Source organism: Bradyrhizobium sp. 23AC (genome assembly GCF_054863025.1).
In genome coordinates this window covers 206,709-219,389 of record NZ_JAVAYN010000001.1, presented here as the reverse complement: position 1 = coordinate 219,389, position 12,681 = coordinate 206,709, and the positions used below count along the sequence as shown (strand labels likewise).

At 64.9% G+C, this 12,681-nt stretch carries 15 protein-coding genes and 2 tRNA genes; 14 read left to right on the top strand and 3 right to left on the bottom strand.

Going from position 1 to position 12,681, the window contains the following annotated elements:
- Window positions 1-223: 223 nt before the first annotated feature.
- Both RAD10_RS01020 and RAD10_RS01015 read right to left on the bottom strand, forming a co-directional pair.
- Entirely contained in the window at window positions 224-574 is a 351-nt protein-coding gene (locus RAD10_RS01020; protein WP_461615964.1) for a RidA family protein, read from the bottom strand.
- 43 nt (window positions 575-617) lie between these two features.
- A tRNA-Thr gene (locus RAD10_RS01015) sits at window positions 618-692 on the bottom strand.
- 317 nt (window positions 693-1,009) lie between these two features.
- Between RAD10_RS01015 and RAD10_RS01010 the strand changes: the two genes are divergently transcribed.
- The 5 genes from RAD10_RS01010 to RAD10_RS00990 all read left to right on the top strand — a co-directional run bounded on the left by RAD10_RS01010 (window position 1,010) and on the right by RAD10_RS00990 (window position 5,025).
- Entirely contained in the window at window positions 1,010-1,198 is a 189-nt protein-coding gene (locus tag RAD10_RS01010) for a hypothetical protein (RefSeq protein WP_461615963.1), read from the top strand.
- A gap of 19 nt (window positions 1,199-1,217) precedes the next feature.
- A complete protein-coding gene (locus RAD10_RS01005; RefSeq protein WP_461616561.1) occupies window positions 1,218-2,930 on the top strand; it encodes an FAD-dependent oxidoreductase in 1,713 nt (570 codons plus the stop codon).
- A 127-nt stretch (window positions 2,931-3,057) separates the two neighbouring features.
- A complete protein-coding gene (locus tag RAD10_RS01000) occupies window positions 3,058-3,366 on the top strand; it encodes an EthD family reductase (protein WP_026202518.1) in 309 nt (102 codons plus the stop codon).
- A gap of 194 nt (window positions 3,367-3,560) precedes the next feature.
- Window positions 3,561-4,070 carry a hypothetical protein gene (locus RAD10_RS00995; protein ID WP_461615962.1) on the top strand — a complete coding sequence of 170 codons (510 nt, stop codon included), beginning with the start codon at window positions 3,561-3,563 and terminating at the stop codon, window positions 4,068-4,070.
- A 130-nt stretch (window positions 4,071-4,200) separates the two neighbouring features.
- Complete coding sequence (locus tag RAD10_RS00990) at window positions 4,201-5,025, top strand: alpha/beta fold hydrolase (RefSeq protein WP_461615961.1); 825 nt, start codon at window positions 4,201-4,203, stop codon at window positions 5,023-5,025.
- A gap of 217 nt (window positions 5,026-5,242) precedes the next feature.
- Here the strand turns inward: RAD10_RS00990 and RAD10_RS00985 are convergent, their stop codons facing one another.
- The gene (locus RAD10_RS00985) at window positions 5,243-5,884 is read right to left on the bottom strand and encodes a TetR/AcrR family transcriptional regulator (protein ID WP_461615960.1); all 642 of its coding nucleotides are present in this window, start codon (window positions 5,882-5,884) and stop codon (window positions 5,243-5,245) included.
- 84 nt (window positions 5,885-5,968) lie between these two features.
- Between RAD10_RS00985 and RAD10_RS00980 the strand changes: the two genes are divergently transcribed.
- From RAD10_RS00980 to RAD10_RS00940, 9 genes are all read left to right on the top strand, one after another.
- Window positions 5,969-6,907, top strand: coding sequence for an SDR family oxidoreductase (locus RAD10_RS00980; RefSeq protein WP_461615959.1), 939 nt, complete (start codon window positions 5,969-5,971; stop codon window positions 6,905-6,907).
- Between the two features lie 26 nt (window positions 6,908-6,933).
- Window positions 6,934-7,593, top strand: coding sequence for an NAD-dependent epimerase/dehydratase family protein (locus RAD10_RS00975; RefSeq protein ID WP_461615958.1), 660 nt, complete (start codon window positions 6,934-6,936; stop codon window positions 7,591-7,593).
- Window positions 7,594-7,675: 82 nt separating this feature from the next.
- Window positions 7,676-8,125, top strand: a complete 450-nt coding sequence (locus tag RAD10_RS00970; protein WP_018321264.1) for a DUF2948 family protein — start codon at window positions 7,676-7,678, stop codon at window positions 8,123-8,125.
- Window positions 8,126-8,270: 145 nt separating this feature from the next.
- Window positions 8,271-9,566: a histidinol dehydrogenase gene (hisD, locus tag RAD10_RS00965; RefSeq protein WP_442548052.1), complete on the top strand. Its 1,296-nt coding sequence runs from the start codon at window positions 8,271-8,273 to the stop codon at window positions 9,564-9,566.
- Entirely contained in the window at window positions 9,563-10,060 is a 498-nt protein-coding gene (locus RAD10_RS00960; RefSeq protein WP_104463562.1) for a UPF0262 family protein, read from the top strand. Before hisD ends, RAD10_RS00960 begins: the two co-directional genes overlap by 4 nt.
- A 5-nt stretch (window positions 10,061-10,065) precedes the next feature.
- Window positions 10,066-10,533, top strand: coding sequence for an arsenate-mycothiol transferase ArsC (locus RAD10_RS00955; RefSeq protein ID WP_018321267.1), 468 nt, complete (start codon window positions 10,066-10,068; stop codon window positions 10,531-10,533).
- A 157-nt stretch (window positions 10,534-10,690) separates the two neighbouring features.
- The gene (locus RAD10_RS00950; RefSeq protein WP_007597557.1) at window positions 10,691-11,320 is read left to right on the top strand and encodes a Maf-like protein; all 630 of its coding nucleotides are present in this window, start codon (window positions 10,691-10,693) and stop codon (window positions 11,318-11,320) included.
- A gap of 145 nt (window positions 11,321-11,465) precedes the next feature.
- Complete coding sequence (gene yacG, locus RAD10_RS00945; protein ID WP_461615957.1) at window positions 11,466-11,648, top strand: DNA gyrase inhibitor YacG; 183 nt, start codon at window positions 11,466-11,468, stop codon at window positions 11,646-11,648.
- 186 nt (window positions 11,649-11,834) lie between these two features.
- Window positions 11,835-11,910 (top strand) — tRNA-Phe (locus RAD10_RS00940).
- Window positions 11,911-12,681: the final 771 nt, after the last annotated feature.

Here is a 12,681-nt window from a genome sequence, read left to right as displayed (position 1 = left end):
TGCGCATTTGCGTGTGCAAATTCTTCGCGCAGCGGGTCATGGGTGCCAGCCGGCACCCGGTCTTCCCTGCGCCCTCTTCAAGGAAGAGGGGCAAGGACAGCAGCAAAACTCGGACGCTTCGCGCCGCGAGAACGTTGCTTGATGTGTAAACACAGGAATGACGCGCGTTCTCGCGCGAATATAAAAAGGACCGGGCGTTCTCGCCTCGCCCGTGTCGCTCCAGTCAGCGGCGGGCGGCGATCGCCGTCAGCTCCAGCTTGACGCCCGGGCCGAGATCCGCAACGCCAACGGCCGCACGCGCCGGCAGGTGGTCGGCGGTGAAATAGCGCTTCCACACCTGGTTGAACGCCGCCTTGTCGGCGAGATCCGCCACAAAGATCGTCACCTGCAGGACGCGGGAGAGATCGGAGCCGGCTCCTTCGAGCAGGGTCTTCAACTGGCGCAGTACATCGTCGGCCTGGCCCGTCATATCGAGCCCCGCATCTTCAGGGACGATGCCGCCGAGATAGAGCACGCCATTATGCTCGACGATCTCGTGGAGCAGTCCTTCATAGGGCAGGGAACGTGTGATCACGATCGCATCCGTGGGTGTTGCTGGCTCGCTTCGATGGGAAAAATGGTGCTGCCAGACAGGATTGAACTGTCGACCTCTCCATTACCAATGGAGTGCTCTACCACTGAGCTACGGCAGCATGTGCTGGTGAAAGAATCGGGCGCCCGAGGGGCGCTACCAAGCGGGCCGATATCTGCCACAAGCCCCCCTCCTGTGCAAGCTTGCTAGGCCCGTCAAACCGAGAAAATCGGGCCGATATCGAGGGCAAAATGCCCTTTTTGGCGCGAAACCACCGACTTTCCGCCGATTCGGGCTCTGATATCCCCCGCCAACTGGCCAGTTGCCCCAGGCCTCGGATTCGATCCATTTCGCGTTTCGCACGAATGGATCGCGCAGGCCTCTTGAGCTGTCGCCATTCGGTGGCATCCTGCCGCCGATCGCTGATATGGACCCGTGATGGCCGACGAGACCGACAAGAGCACGAACCAGGCGAGGACGTCCCGGGACGACCGCTTGAAATCGGCGCTGCGCGAAAACCTGAAGCGGCGGAAGCTGCAGGCGCGCGAACGCGCCGCAAGCACCGACCCCTCGCAGAACGACGATGGTTCCCTAAATGAGGGGGCCGCCGGGAAAGCCGGCACTTAAGAAATTTGAATGAGTGAGCATGACGATGGGGCAGAACGGACAGCAACCAACCGGTGACGAGGCGCTGATGTCGCGCTTCACCCGCCCCGAGCAGACCTTTCCGGCGCTGACGCCGGCCGAGATCGAGCGGATCAGGCATTTCGGCGAGGTCCGCAGCTACGCGGACGGCGAGTTCCTGTTCGAGACCGGCAAGCCCGGGCCCGGCATGTTCGTGGTGCTGAAGGGCCATGTCGCCATCACCCAGCGCGATGGCCTCGGCCACGTCACCCCTGTCATCGACCAGGGGCCGGGGCAATTTCTGGCCGAGCTCAGCCAGCTCTCCGGACAGCCGGCGCTGGTCGACGGCCGCGCCGAGGGCGATGTCGAGACGCTGCTGTTGCCGCCGGACCGGCTGCGCGCGCTGCTGGTCGCCGAGGCCGATCTCGGCGAGCGCATCATGCGCGCGCTGATCCTGCGCCGGGTCAATCTGATCCAGGGCGGCATCGGCGGTCCGGTGCTGATCGGCCCGTCGAACTCCGCCGGCGTGGTGCGGTTGCAGGGATTTCTCACCCGCAACGGTCAGCCGCATCATCTGCTCGATCCCGATCGTGATCCCGACGCGGGCGAATTGATCGCGCGTTATTCGCCCAAACCCGAAGACTGGCCGCTGGTCGTCGCCGCAAGCGGCGCGGTGCTGCGCAACCCCAGCGAGACCGAGCTTGCCCGCGCCATCGGCATGATCGGCGGCGCCAAGGACGGCCGCATCTACGACGTTGCGATCGTCGGCTGCGGACCGGCCGGGCTCGCCACCGCCGTGTATGCGGCTTCCGAAGGGTTGTCCGTCGCGGTGCTCGACATCCGCGCCTTCGGCGGCCAGGCCGGCGCCAGCGCGCGCATCGAAAATTATCTGGGCTTTCCGACTGGCATCTCGGGCCAGGCGCTGACTGCGCGCGCCTTCACCCAGGCGCAGAAGTTCGGCGCCGACATCATGATCCCGGTGACGGTGAAGTCGCTCGACTGCACGCGCAAGGACGGCGCATTCGCGGTGGCGCTGGACGGCTGCGATCCCCTGCGCTCGCGCGCGGTGGTGGTCGCAAGCGGCGCGCGCTATCGCCGGCCGGAGATCGACAATCTCGACAAGTTTGAAGGACGCGGCGTCTGGTACTGGGCCTCGCCGGTCGAGGCGAAGCTGTGTGCCGGCGAGGAGGTGGCGCTGGTCGGTGCCGGCAATTCGGCAGGCCAGGCCGCCGTATTCCTGTCGGGTCACGCAAAGCGCGTCCTGATGATCATCCGCGGCGGCGGCCTAGGGGCCAGCATGTCGCGCTATCTCATCGAGCGCATCGAAGCGACGCCGAACATCGAATTGATGTTCAACACCGAGATCACCGCGCTCGAGGGCGACGAGGCCGCGCTGCTGCGGCGCATCCGCTGGAAGAGCCGGCTGTCCGATGACGAGGATTCTGCCGACATCCGCAATCTCTTTTTGTTCGTCGGCGCCGATCCCGCCACCGCCTGGCTCGACGGCTGCGGCGTGACGCTCGATCGCGGCGGCTTCGTCGTGACGGGCGCGCAGTCCGAACAGAACCAGGGCAGGCTGGTGGCGCCGCTGGAGACCTCCGTGCCCGGCGTCTATGCCGTCGGCGACGTCCGCTCCGGCTCGGTCAAGCGCGTCGGCGGTGCCATCGGCGAGGGCGCGCAGGTCGTGGCCTCCCTGCACGGCTATCTCGGCGACGCCGCAAAACCGGCGCTTTAGTCAAGGACAAGACAAGCGAATGGCAAGTCGAATGAGGCTTGCCATCGTGCCGCGTCCTGCGGACTATCGCGGCACCCGCGAGGCGTATCGCCCGCGGAACGAACAAGAGATCAATCGGGAGGACTAAATGGCTGAAGTCGTCGTGCTCTACAAGACACCCAAGGATGCTGCCGCCTTCGACAAGTACTACGCCGAGACGCACATTCCGCTCGCCAAGAAACTTCCCGGCCTGAAGAAATACGCCGTCAGCAAGGGCCCGGTCGCATCTCCCGCAGGTCCCTCCGGAATCCATCTCGTCGCCATTCTCACCTTCGACAGCGTGGGCGACATCCAGGCGGCCTTCGGCAGTCCGGAAGGCAAGGCCACCGGCGCCGACGTGCCGAAATTCGCCAGCGGCGGCGCTGACCTCTTGATCTTCGACACCAAGGAAGTCTGAGAGTTCGATTCAACTTTCGTCGAAAACTGCCGTCGTTTGTGACAGCGGTGCAAAAAATTCAGCCATGCGTTTGTCGATTCGCACGACGACGCATGGCTTCGCACATGCATGTGACGACAACGCAGGTGGCAATCCCATGAGGGTCGTAATACTACTCTCCTCAATCTTGACGCCAGACGAGTAGGAGAGATGTCATGGTCCTCGGCTTGAGCTTGCCCGCCCTCACGTTGGTCCATGTCGTCATCAGCCTGATCGCAATCGTCGCCGGCCTCGTCGTGATGTTCGGCCTGCTCGGGTCGAAGTCGATGCCGGGCCTCACGGCGGTCTTCCTGTTGTTCACGATCCTGACCAGCGCCACCGGCTTCCTGTTTCCGTTCGAGAAGCTGCTGCCCTCGCACATCATCGGCATCATCTCGCTGGTGCTGCTCGCCATCGCCTGCTTTGCGCTGTACGGCATGAAGCTCACCGGGGTCTGGCGTCCGGTCTACGTCGTGACTGCGATGATCTCGCTGTATTTCAACGTTTTCGTGCTGGTGATCCAGTCGTTCCTCAAGGTGCCGGCGCTTGCCGCGCTCGCGCCGGCCGTGGCGCCGGCGCCGCCGTCGGGGCCGGTGTTCGCGGCGGTGCAGGGCATCGTGCTGGTGTTCTTCGTCGTGCTCACCATCGGCGCCTGGCGCCGCTTCAAGCCGATGGCGTTTGCCTGATCACACGATTCTCAACATTCCCTGTTGATGCCCGGCATCGCATTCGCGGTCTCGCGCGACTAGCTGCGCATCACCGGCGCGTGCTTGCGCAGGTGCAGCGTCACTGATCCTCACCGAAAGAGAGCAATCCATGCCCACCATCACCACCAAAGACGGCGTCGAGATCTTCTACAAGGATTGGGGAAGTGGCCAGCCGATCGTGTTCAGCCATGGTTGGCCGTTGTCGGCCGACGACTGGGACGCGCAGATGATTTTCTTCGCCAACAACGGTTATCGCGTCATCGCCCATGACCGCCGCGGCCATGGCCGCTCGTCGCAGGTTTCCGACGGCCACGACATGGATCATTATGCCGACGACCTCGCGGCCGTCACCGCGCATCTCGACCTCAAGAACGCTATCCATGTCGGCCATTCCACCGGCGGCGGCGAAGTCGTGCACTACATCGCTCGCCACGGCGAGAGCCGGGTGGCGAAGGCGGCGATCCTGTCCGCCGTGCCGCCACTGATGGTGCAGACCGCAGCCAATCCCGGCGGCCTGCCGAAGAGCGTGTTCGACGATCTCCAGAAGCAGCTCGCGGCCAGCCGCACGCAATTCTATCGTGACCTCCCCGCCGGCCCGTTCTACGGCTACAACCGTCCTGGCGCAAAGCCGTCGGAAGCGGTGATCCAGAACTGGTGGCGCCAGGGCATGATGGGCGGTGCCAAGGCGCATTATGACGGCATCGTCGCATTCTCGCAGACCGACTTCACCGAGGATCTGAAGAAGATCCACGTGCCCGTGCTGGTGATGCACGGCGACGACGACCAGATCGTGCCCTACGCCGATTCCGCGCCGCTGTCGGCCAAGCTTCTGAAGAAGGGCACGCTGAAAACCTACAAGGGTTTCCCGCACGGCATGCCGACCACGCACGCCGAAACCATCAACGCCGACCTGCTGGCGTTCTTCAGGGAGTGAGCGGGATGACTCTTACCCTCTCTCCTTGCGGAGACGGGTGAGGGGTCTCTCTCCGCGTGTGCGGAATCGTAGGGTGGGCAAAGGCGCACTTGCGCCGTGCCCACCACCTGCCATTTGAATACGAAGAAGACGTGGGCACGCTTCCGCCTTCGCTCTGCGAGCTACGGCGGACAAGTCGCTTTGCCCACCCTACGATACTGGAGGGTGAACGCACCATTCACTTCAAGATCGCCCTTATCGCATCGAAGGTGCGCTTGACGAAAGCTTCCGGCCGCTCACGCGCGCCTTCGCCGATCCAGCTCTCGCCGCCGACGCGCATCGCGCCGGTGGCGATCATGGCGACGAGCCGGGCCTGCAGCCGGTCGGATTTGGTTCGCCCGCGTTGGGCAAGGCCCTCGGCCAACGCGCGCTCGAGCTTCTCGTATTTGAGCTGATCGCGCGCCTGCAGCGCGGGATTGTCGCGCTTGAGCCGCGACATTGCCGCGGCTTCCGCCGGATCGAGCCGCTTGACCGCCGCCGCGATCGCATTCTCCGCCGCCGTCAGCATGGATTCGTCCGCGGGCCGCGCGACCACCTCGGCGACCAGCGCGCTGGCGGCATTTTCCTGCCAGGCCGCCACTACGTCCTCTTTCGACGCGAAATAGTGGAAGAAGCTCCGCCGCGACACCTCAGCCGCCGCCGCGATGTCGTCGATGGTCGTGGCCTCGAAGCCGCGCTCCAGGAACAGAGTCATCGCCGCCCGGGTCAGCCGCTCGCGGGTCTGTTGCCGCTTGCGCTGGCGCAGGCCGGGCACGGCCGGGGATTTTCCGCCCCCGGACAATGACTTGACGCGCTTCCGGACCACCTTCGAAGCCTTCAAATTGGTTCGCCTCTTGCAAAATTGCACTAAGTGCACATTTAGACCGGTCGCGGGCCTCGTTCCAGCCCCGAACGGAGACATGGCATGACCGACTGGACCACGGCAGACATCCCCTCTCTCAGCGGCAAGACGGCCGTCGTGACAGGGGCGACGGGTGGCCTCGGTTACGAGACGGCGATGGCGCTGGCAGGCGCCGGTGCCATTGTCATACTCACCGGACGCAACGACGCAAAGGGCCTGCGGGCGATCGAAGGCATCTGCGAGCGTTTTCCCAACGCGCTGATTGCCTATGAGCCTCTCGATCTCGCAAGCCTCGCCTCCGTCGCCGATTTCGCCAGGCGCTTTGCCGCCGGCAACGAGCAGCTAGACCTCCTCGTCAACAATGCCGGCGTGATGGCGCTGCCGAAGCGCCAGCAGACCGAGGATGGTTTCGAGATGCAGCTCGGCACCAATTATTTCGGCCATTACGCACTGACGGCCCATCTGTTGCCGCAGCTTCGCCGCGCGAAGGCGCCTCGTGTCGTCAATCTCTCGAGCCTTGCGCACCGCTCCGGCACGATCAATTTCGACGATCTGCAAAGCAAGCATTCCTATCGTCCGTGGCGCGCCTATTGCCAGTCCAAGCTGGCGATGCTGATGTTTTCGCTCGAATTGCAGCGCCGTAGCGACGCCGCCGGCTGGGGTGTGAGCGGCATTGCCGCGCATCCCGGCTTTGCGCGCACCGACCTCGTTGCGAACGGGCCGGGCGCCGACACGTTCCAGTGGCGGATCGGCCGGCTGCTACAGCCGCTGTTCAGCCAGTCCGCTGCCGAGGGCGCACTGCCAACGCTGCTCGCCGCGACGTCGCCCACGGCAGAGCCTGGCGGCTATTACGGCCCGAACGGATTCTACGAAATGAAGGGGGCGCCCGCGGCGGCGAAGATCATGCCACACGCGAAGGATTTCGCCACCGCTGCCATGCTGTGGGATGTCTCGGTGACGCTGACCGGTGTATCCTTCGACGAGATCGCGGCCGCGGCATGAGCCGCGAGCCCGCCAGGAACATCCCGATGCGAGTGATCATCTTCGGCGCGACCGGCATGGTCGGGCAGGGCGTTTTGCGCGAATGCCTGGTCGACACCGGCATCGCCCGTGTGCTCGTGGTCGGCCGCAGCCCGACCGGGGTGCGCAACGCCAAGCTCACCGAGATCATCCACGACGATTTTCTGGACTATTCGGCGATCGAGGCCCAGCTCACCGGCTTCGATGCCTGCTTCTTCTGCCTTGGCGTCTCCTCGATCGGCATGAGCGAAGATCGCTACCGCCATCTCACCTATGACCTCACGCTTGCGGCTGCGACGACGCTGGCGCGCCTCAATCCGCAGATGGTCTTCACCTACGTCACCGGCGCCGGTACCGATTCCACCGAGCAGGGTTCGCGGATGTGGGCGCGGATCAAGGGCAAGACCGAGAACGATCTCTTGAAGCTGCCGTTCCGGGCCGCCTACATGTTCCGGCCCGGCGCGATTCAGCCCTTGCACGGTGCCCGTTCCAAGACCGCCTGGGTGCAGGCAGTCTATGCCGCAACCGGGCCGCTCTGGTCGGTGTTGCGCCGGCTCTCGCCGCGGCTCGTTACCTCGACCGAGCAGATCGGCCGCGCCATGATCCGCGTGGCCCGGGAGGGGTATCCGCGGAACGTGCTGGAGATGGAGGATATCAATAGCCTCTAGCCTGTCGGCCCGTTAGTTTGAGCGGAAATTTCGGGGCCTGTGCGCGTTGAGCCCTGTCCATTTCGAAGGAGAAGCGTCGGCGATGTCGCCCCAGCTCAAACTGATCGCACTCGACGCCGACGATCTCGCCGTGATCTCGACCCATGTCCAGGATGCCCGTGTCCAGGCTTCCGACATCATCTGGCGACAAAGCGAGAAGCGGCTTGTGGTCGGGATGAGCCGGCTGGACTGGGAGCAGACGCTGGAGGGCGAGGCCGAGCCGCGCCGGCTGGTCGCCGCGCTCCGCTTCGACCGCGTGCTCGCCTGCAAGTCGCGCAACATCGAGCTCGCGGCTCCCGACAAGGTCCTGGACCTCGTCGGCATCGAGTTTCATCCCCGGGACGGGCGCGACGAGGAGCCTGGCGGCAGCGCCCTGCTCTTGTTCGCCGAGGGCGGCGCCATCCGGCTCGACGTCGAATGCCTGGAATGTGAGCTGACCGACCTCGGCGCCGACGCGCTGGGAACGGGGTTGGAGATCGAAGGGGAGGGATGAGGTGACCTGTATACCAGCCGCACCGGCTCAGGCCTGCGCCAGAACGGCGGCTTGCGAGGGTTGACGCCGCTTCCCCGCCGCGCCATTGAGCAGGGGACCTGGGGCGCCAATCCGCCCCAAAGACCAGCCAGAAGCCAAGCCAGACATGCCCGTTCGCCTCGACCGCAGCAGCGCCGATTTTGACCAGCGATTCGCGGCCTTCCTCGCCGCCAAACGCGAGGTCTCGGCCGACGTCGAAGCCGCCGCACGCGCGATCGTCGACGACGTGGCCAAGCGGGGCGATGCCGCGCTGCTCGAGGCCACCGCAAAGTTCGACCGCTTGACGCTGGATGCATCCGGCCTTCGCGTCACCGCGGCCGAAATCGAGGCCGCGAACAAGGCGTGCGATGCCGCGACACTGGATGCGCTCAAGCTCGCGCGGGACCGCATCGAGATCTATCACCGTCGGCAGCTGCCGCAGGACGAGCGCTTCACGGACCCGCTCGGCGTCGAACTCGGCTGGCGCTATACCGCGATCGAATCCGCCGGCCTCTACGTGCCCGGCGGCACCGCCGCCTATCCGTCCTCGGTGCTGATGAACGCGGTGCCCGCGAAGGTCGCCGGCGTCTCGCGCCTGGTGATGGTAGTGCCCTCGCCGGACGGCAAGCTCAATCCGCTGGTGCTGGCGGCGGCCTCGCTCGGCGGCGTCACCGAGATCTACCGTGTCGGTGGCGCACAGGCCGTGGCGGCGCTGGCGCACGGCACTGCGACGATCGCGCCGGTCGCCAAGATCGTCGGCCCCGGCAATGCCTATGTCGCCGCCGCCAAGCGGCTGGTGTTCGGCAAGGTCGGCATCGACATGATCGCCGGCCCCTCCGAGGTGCTGGTGATCGCCGACGACACCGGCAATGCCGACTGGATCGCCGCGGATCTCCTGGCGCAGGCCGAGCATGATGCCAGCGCGCAGTCGATCCTGATCACCGATTCCGCACGCCTTGCCGCCGACGTCGAAAAGGCGGTCGAGGCGCAGTTGAAGACGCTGCCGCGTGCCGCGATTGCCAGCGCGTCCTGGGCCGATTTCGGCGCCATCATCATGGTGAAGAACTTAGGCGATAGCATTCCGCTCGCGGACGCGATCGCCGCGGAGCATCTCGAGATCATGACGGCTGATCCCGATGCGCTCGCTGCGAAGATCCGCAATGCCGGCGCGGTGTTCCTCGGGCCCCATACGCCGGAGGCGATCGGCGACTATGTCGGCGGCTCCAATCATGTGCTGCCGACGGCGCGCTCGGCGCGATTCTCCTCAGGGCTGTCGGTGCACGACTTCATGAAGCGCACCTCGATCCTGAAATGCGGCCCGGATCAGCTGCGCGCGCTCGGTCCTGCCGCGATGACGCTCGGACAAGCGGAGGGGCTGGACGCCCATTCGCGTTCGATTGGATTGCGCCTCAATCTGTCATGACAGTGCTGCCCGAACAGGACGACTCGACCAATCGCATCGTCGGCGTCACGCTCGACGAAGAATCGATCGGCCGTTCCGGGCCTGATATCGAGCATGAGCGCGCGATCGCGATCTACGATCTGATCGAGCAGAACCTGTTCGCGCCCGATGGCGCCGACGGGAAGGGCCCGTTCACGCTGCATATCGGCATCACCGGCAATCGCCTGATGTTCGACATCCGCCGTGAGGACGGCACGCCGGTCGTCGCGCATCTGCTGTCGCTGACGCCGTTCCGTCGGATCGTGAAGGACTATTTCATGATCTGCGACAGCTACTACCAGGCGATCCGCACCGCGACCCCCGACAAGATTGAGGCCATCGACATGGGCCGGCGCGGCATCCATGACGAGGGATCGCGCACGCTGCAGGAGCGGCTGAAAGGCAAGGTGCGGGTCGACTTCGAGACCTCGCGCCGGCTGTTCACGCTCATTACTGTCCTGCACTGGAAGGGCTAGGCGCGATGGCGGGTCCGCCACGCGCACGCGATCCGCAATCGGTGCTGTTCGCCTGCGCGATGAACAGCGTGCGCTCGCCGATGGCCGAGAGCCTGTTGCAACACATGTTTCCGCAAGGCCTCTACGTGAAATCGGCGGGCGCGAGGCGCGGCGAGCTCGATCCATTCGCGGTGTCCGTGATGGCCGAGCTCGGCCAGGACATCTCCGCCCACAAGCCGCAGACCTTCGAGGAGCTGGAGGATTGGGAGGGGCTGAATTTCGACCTCATCATCACGCTCTCGCCCGAGGCGCACCACAAGGCGCTGGAGCTGACGCGGACGCTGGCGGCCGACGTCGAATATTGGCCGACGCAGGATCCAACCACCATCGAGGGCAGCCGCGACCAGAAGCTGGCAGCCTATCGCGACGTCTGCGACCAGCTGCTGATGCGCATCCGCCGGCGGTTTGCCAAGGTCGGCGCGGCGAGCGGGTAGCATTCGGCACCCGTAACACCGGCGTCACAGACTGAGGGCACACGCATCTCGGCATCCCCTCGAATCACCAAAGCTCGGGTTCCCGGGTTGTGAAATCAGCCCCCTTCCGATAGGTTCCGCGCGCAATTCACCCCCTGCTCATCCCCCAAATCACCTGATGCTTGGCCGCCCCAAATTCGTACTTGCCTCCGGTTCGCCGCGGCGCCTGTCGCTGCTCAACCAGGCCGGCATCGAGCCGGACGCGCTCCGGCCGGCCGACGTCGACGAGACGCCGAAGCGGGGCGAGCTGCCGCGCGCCTGTGCCAATCGCCTCGCAAGGGCCAAGGCGGACGCGGCGCTCAAATCGGTACAGCTGGATGACGAGCTGCGCGGCGCCTTCATCCTCTCCGCCGACACGGTGGTGGCGGTCGGCCGCCGCATCCTGCCCAAGGCCAATCTGGTGGACGAGGCCGCGCAGTGCCTGCGGCTGCTGTCGGGTCGCAACCACCGCGTCTACACCGCGATCACCCTGGTGACGCCGCGCGAGGCCTTCCGCCAGCGGCTGGTCGAGACCCGCGTCCGCTTCAAGCGCCTCTCGGAAGACGACATCCAGGCCTATATCGGCTCCGGCGAATGGCGCGGCAAAGCCGGCGGCTACGCCGTGCAGGGCATCGCCGGCTCGTTCGTGGTGAAGATGGTGGGGTCCTACACCAACGTCGTCGGCCTGCCGCTCTACGAGACCACCACGCTGCTCGGCGGCGAGGGCTTTCCGATCCGCTTCGGCTGGCTCAACGCCACCGCGGTGTGAGCCGGCAAGCCGCGGCCCAACAAAATCGCGAAAACAAGCCCATGCACAGTAGAATGGCCTGAGGGGGCGCACGCGCCGCCGGTACGAGGAACCTGTTTGCCGACAGGCTCTTGAACCCCTTCACCCCGTGCAAGCCGCCGACATCATGGACGACCACGTCAAAAAGCCCGCCAGCCCGCTCAAAACCTGCCCGATCTGCGGCAAGCCGCAGTCCGAGGCCACCCGTCCGTTCTGCTCCTCGCGCTGTCGCGACGTCGACCTGAACCGCTGGCTGAAAGGCTCCTACGTCATCCCCGGCCGCGATGACGACGTGGACGATATCGAATAGCTAAACAATATCAATATCTTGGTTGAATGATCGTCGCGCCGCGCGCCAGCCGCGGCAAGCCCGGCGCAGCTTGTGCACAGCCGGGCCGCGCCCGGCGAAGCCACTTGGCGAAGCCGGGTGGACAGGCCGCTTCCGGCCCACTATAAACCGCCCGCTCGATGGGCTTTGGCCCCTCTCTTGGAGCACGCCCAGGTAGCTCAGTTGGTAGAGCATGCGACTGAAAATCGCAGTGTCGGTGGTTCGATTCCGCCCCTGGGCACCAACTCTACGATTTTCTACGCCAAATTACGACTTTGCGCGATTTTGTGCGCTTGACGGTACGCCTGCGGGCTCCGTGAGAGAGGCTTGCGTGGCGGAGCTGTCCTCCCAATGGCCAGAGCGAATTGGAAGAGTGCTCGGCGCTCCGCAAACGCGACTAATCTATTTCCCGGTCAGACCCGGTTGGGATGATCCCGCGCATGGCCCTGACGAGCTTGGTGCCGCTCTGAGCTCGTGGCTGCGCCGATACCATTCGAGGAACGCCTGTCGTGATTGGCGACGATGATCGACAGGAGCTCGCGGCGGGGGCGTCGGTCCGAAATTCACCCATCCTCTGACCCTCGCGGATCACCTCGTTGAGGCCGTCTTAGAATTTTCGACAGGCGAATTATCGGCCACTTCAGCAAGCAGTACGGCAGAAGGCTAGCGGCCGGAGCCGCTGGCGTGAATTTAATTGCGGCGACGGGATGCGAGACAGCAGCTTAACGAAATCTCAGCCTGCTTGGAACCTCTGCCTGTGCTGCGTGTTGCGTGCAAAAGTCTGGCTTCAACATTCGGCAACGGCGAAGGTCCTCCGCGCAGCGGGACCAGCGGATCATTCAATCCTGCTATCGGAACTGAGGCTAAGGCCCAAACGAGCGCCTTTTTTCTTTGAACTATGAGCACGAGAAACGGGGTCAACCGACCAGGACCCGCAAAGGTAGCTTGGCGGTGCATTTTGCGCCTGCCTGTGCTGTCCTCGTTCCGAAAAGACCCGCACCATTCAAAGGAGCGC

Bases quoted from the DNA above. Each gene is read 5' to 3' on its own strand.
- RAD10_RS01010 (WP_461615963.1), top strand. From the start codon at position 1,010: ATGGCCGACGAGACCGACAAGAGCACGAACCAGGCGAGGACGTCCCGG.
- RAD10_RS01005 (WP_461616561.1), top strand. From the start codon at position 1,218: ATGACGATGGGGCAGAACGGACAGCAACCAACCGGTGACGAGGCGCTG.
- RAD10_RS01000 (WP_026202518.1), top strand. From the start codon at position 3,058: ATGGCTGAAGTCGTCGTGCTCTACAAGACACCCAAGGATGCTGCCGCC.
- RAD10_RS00995 (WP_461615962.1), top strand. From the start codon at position 3,561: ATGGTCCTCGGCTTGAGCTTGCCCGCCCTCACGTTGGTCCATGTCGTC.
- RAD10_RS00990 (WP_461615961.1), top strand. From the start codon at position 4,201: ATGCCCACCATCACCACCAAAGACGGCGTCGAGATCTTCTACAAGGAT.
- RAD10_RS00980 (WP_461615959.1), top strand. From the start codon at position 5,969: ATGACCGACTGGACCACGGCAGACATCCCCTCTCTCAGCGGCAAGACG.
- RAD10_RS00975 (WP_461615958.1), top strand. From the start codon at position 6,934: ATGCGAGTGATCATCTTCGGCGCGACCGGCATGGTCGGGCAGGGCGTT.
- RAD10_RS00970 (WP_018321264.1), top strand. From the start codon at position 7,676: ATGTCGCCCCAGCTCAAACTGATCGCACTCGACGCCGACGATCTCGCC.
- hisD (WP_442548052.1), top strand. From the start codon at position 8,271: ATGCCCGTTCGCCTCGACCGCAGCAGCGCCGATTTTGACCAGCGATTC.
- RAD10_RS00960 (WP_104463562.1), top strand. From the start codon at position 9,563: ATGACAGTGCTGCCCGAACAGGACGACTCGACCAATCGCATCGTCGGC.
- RAD10_RS00955 (WP_018321267.1), top strand. From the start codon at position 10,066: ATGGCGGGTCCGCCACGCGCACGCGATCCGCAATCGGTGCTGTTCGCC.
- RAD10_RS00950 (WP_007597557.1), top strand. From the start codon at position 10,691: ATGCTTGGCCGCCCCAAATTCGTACTTGCCTCCGGTTCGCCGCGGCGC.
- yacG (WP_461615957.1), top strand. From the start codon at position 11,466: ATGGACGACCACGTCAAAAAGCCCGCCAGCCCGCTCAAAACCTGCCCG.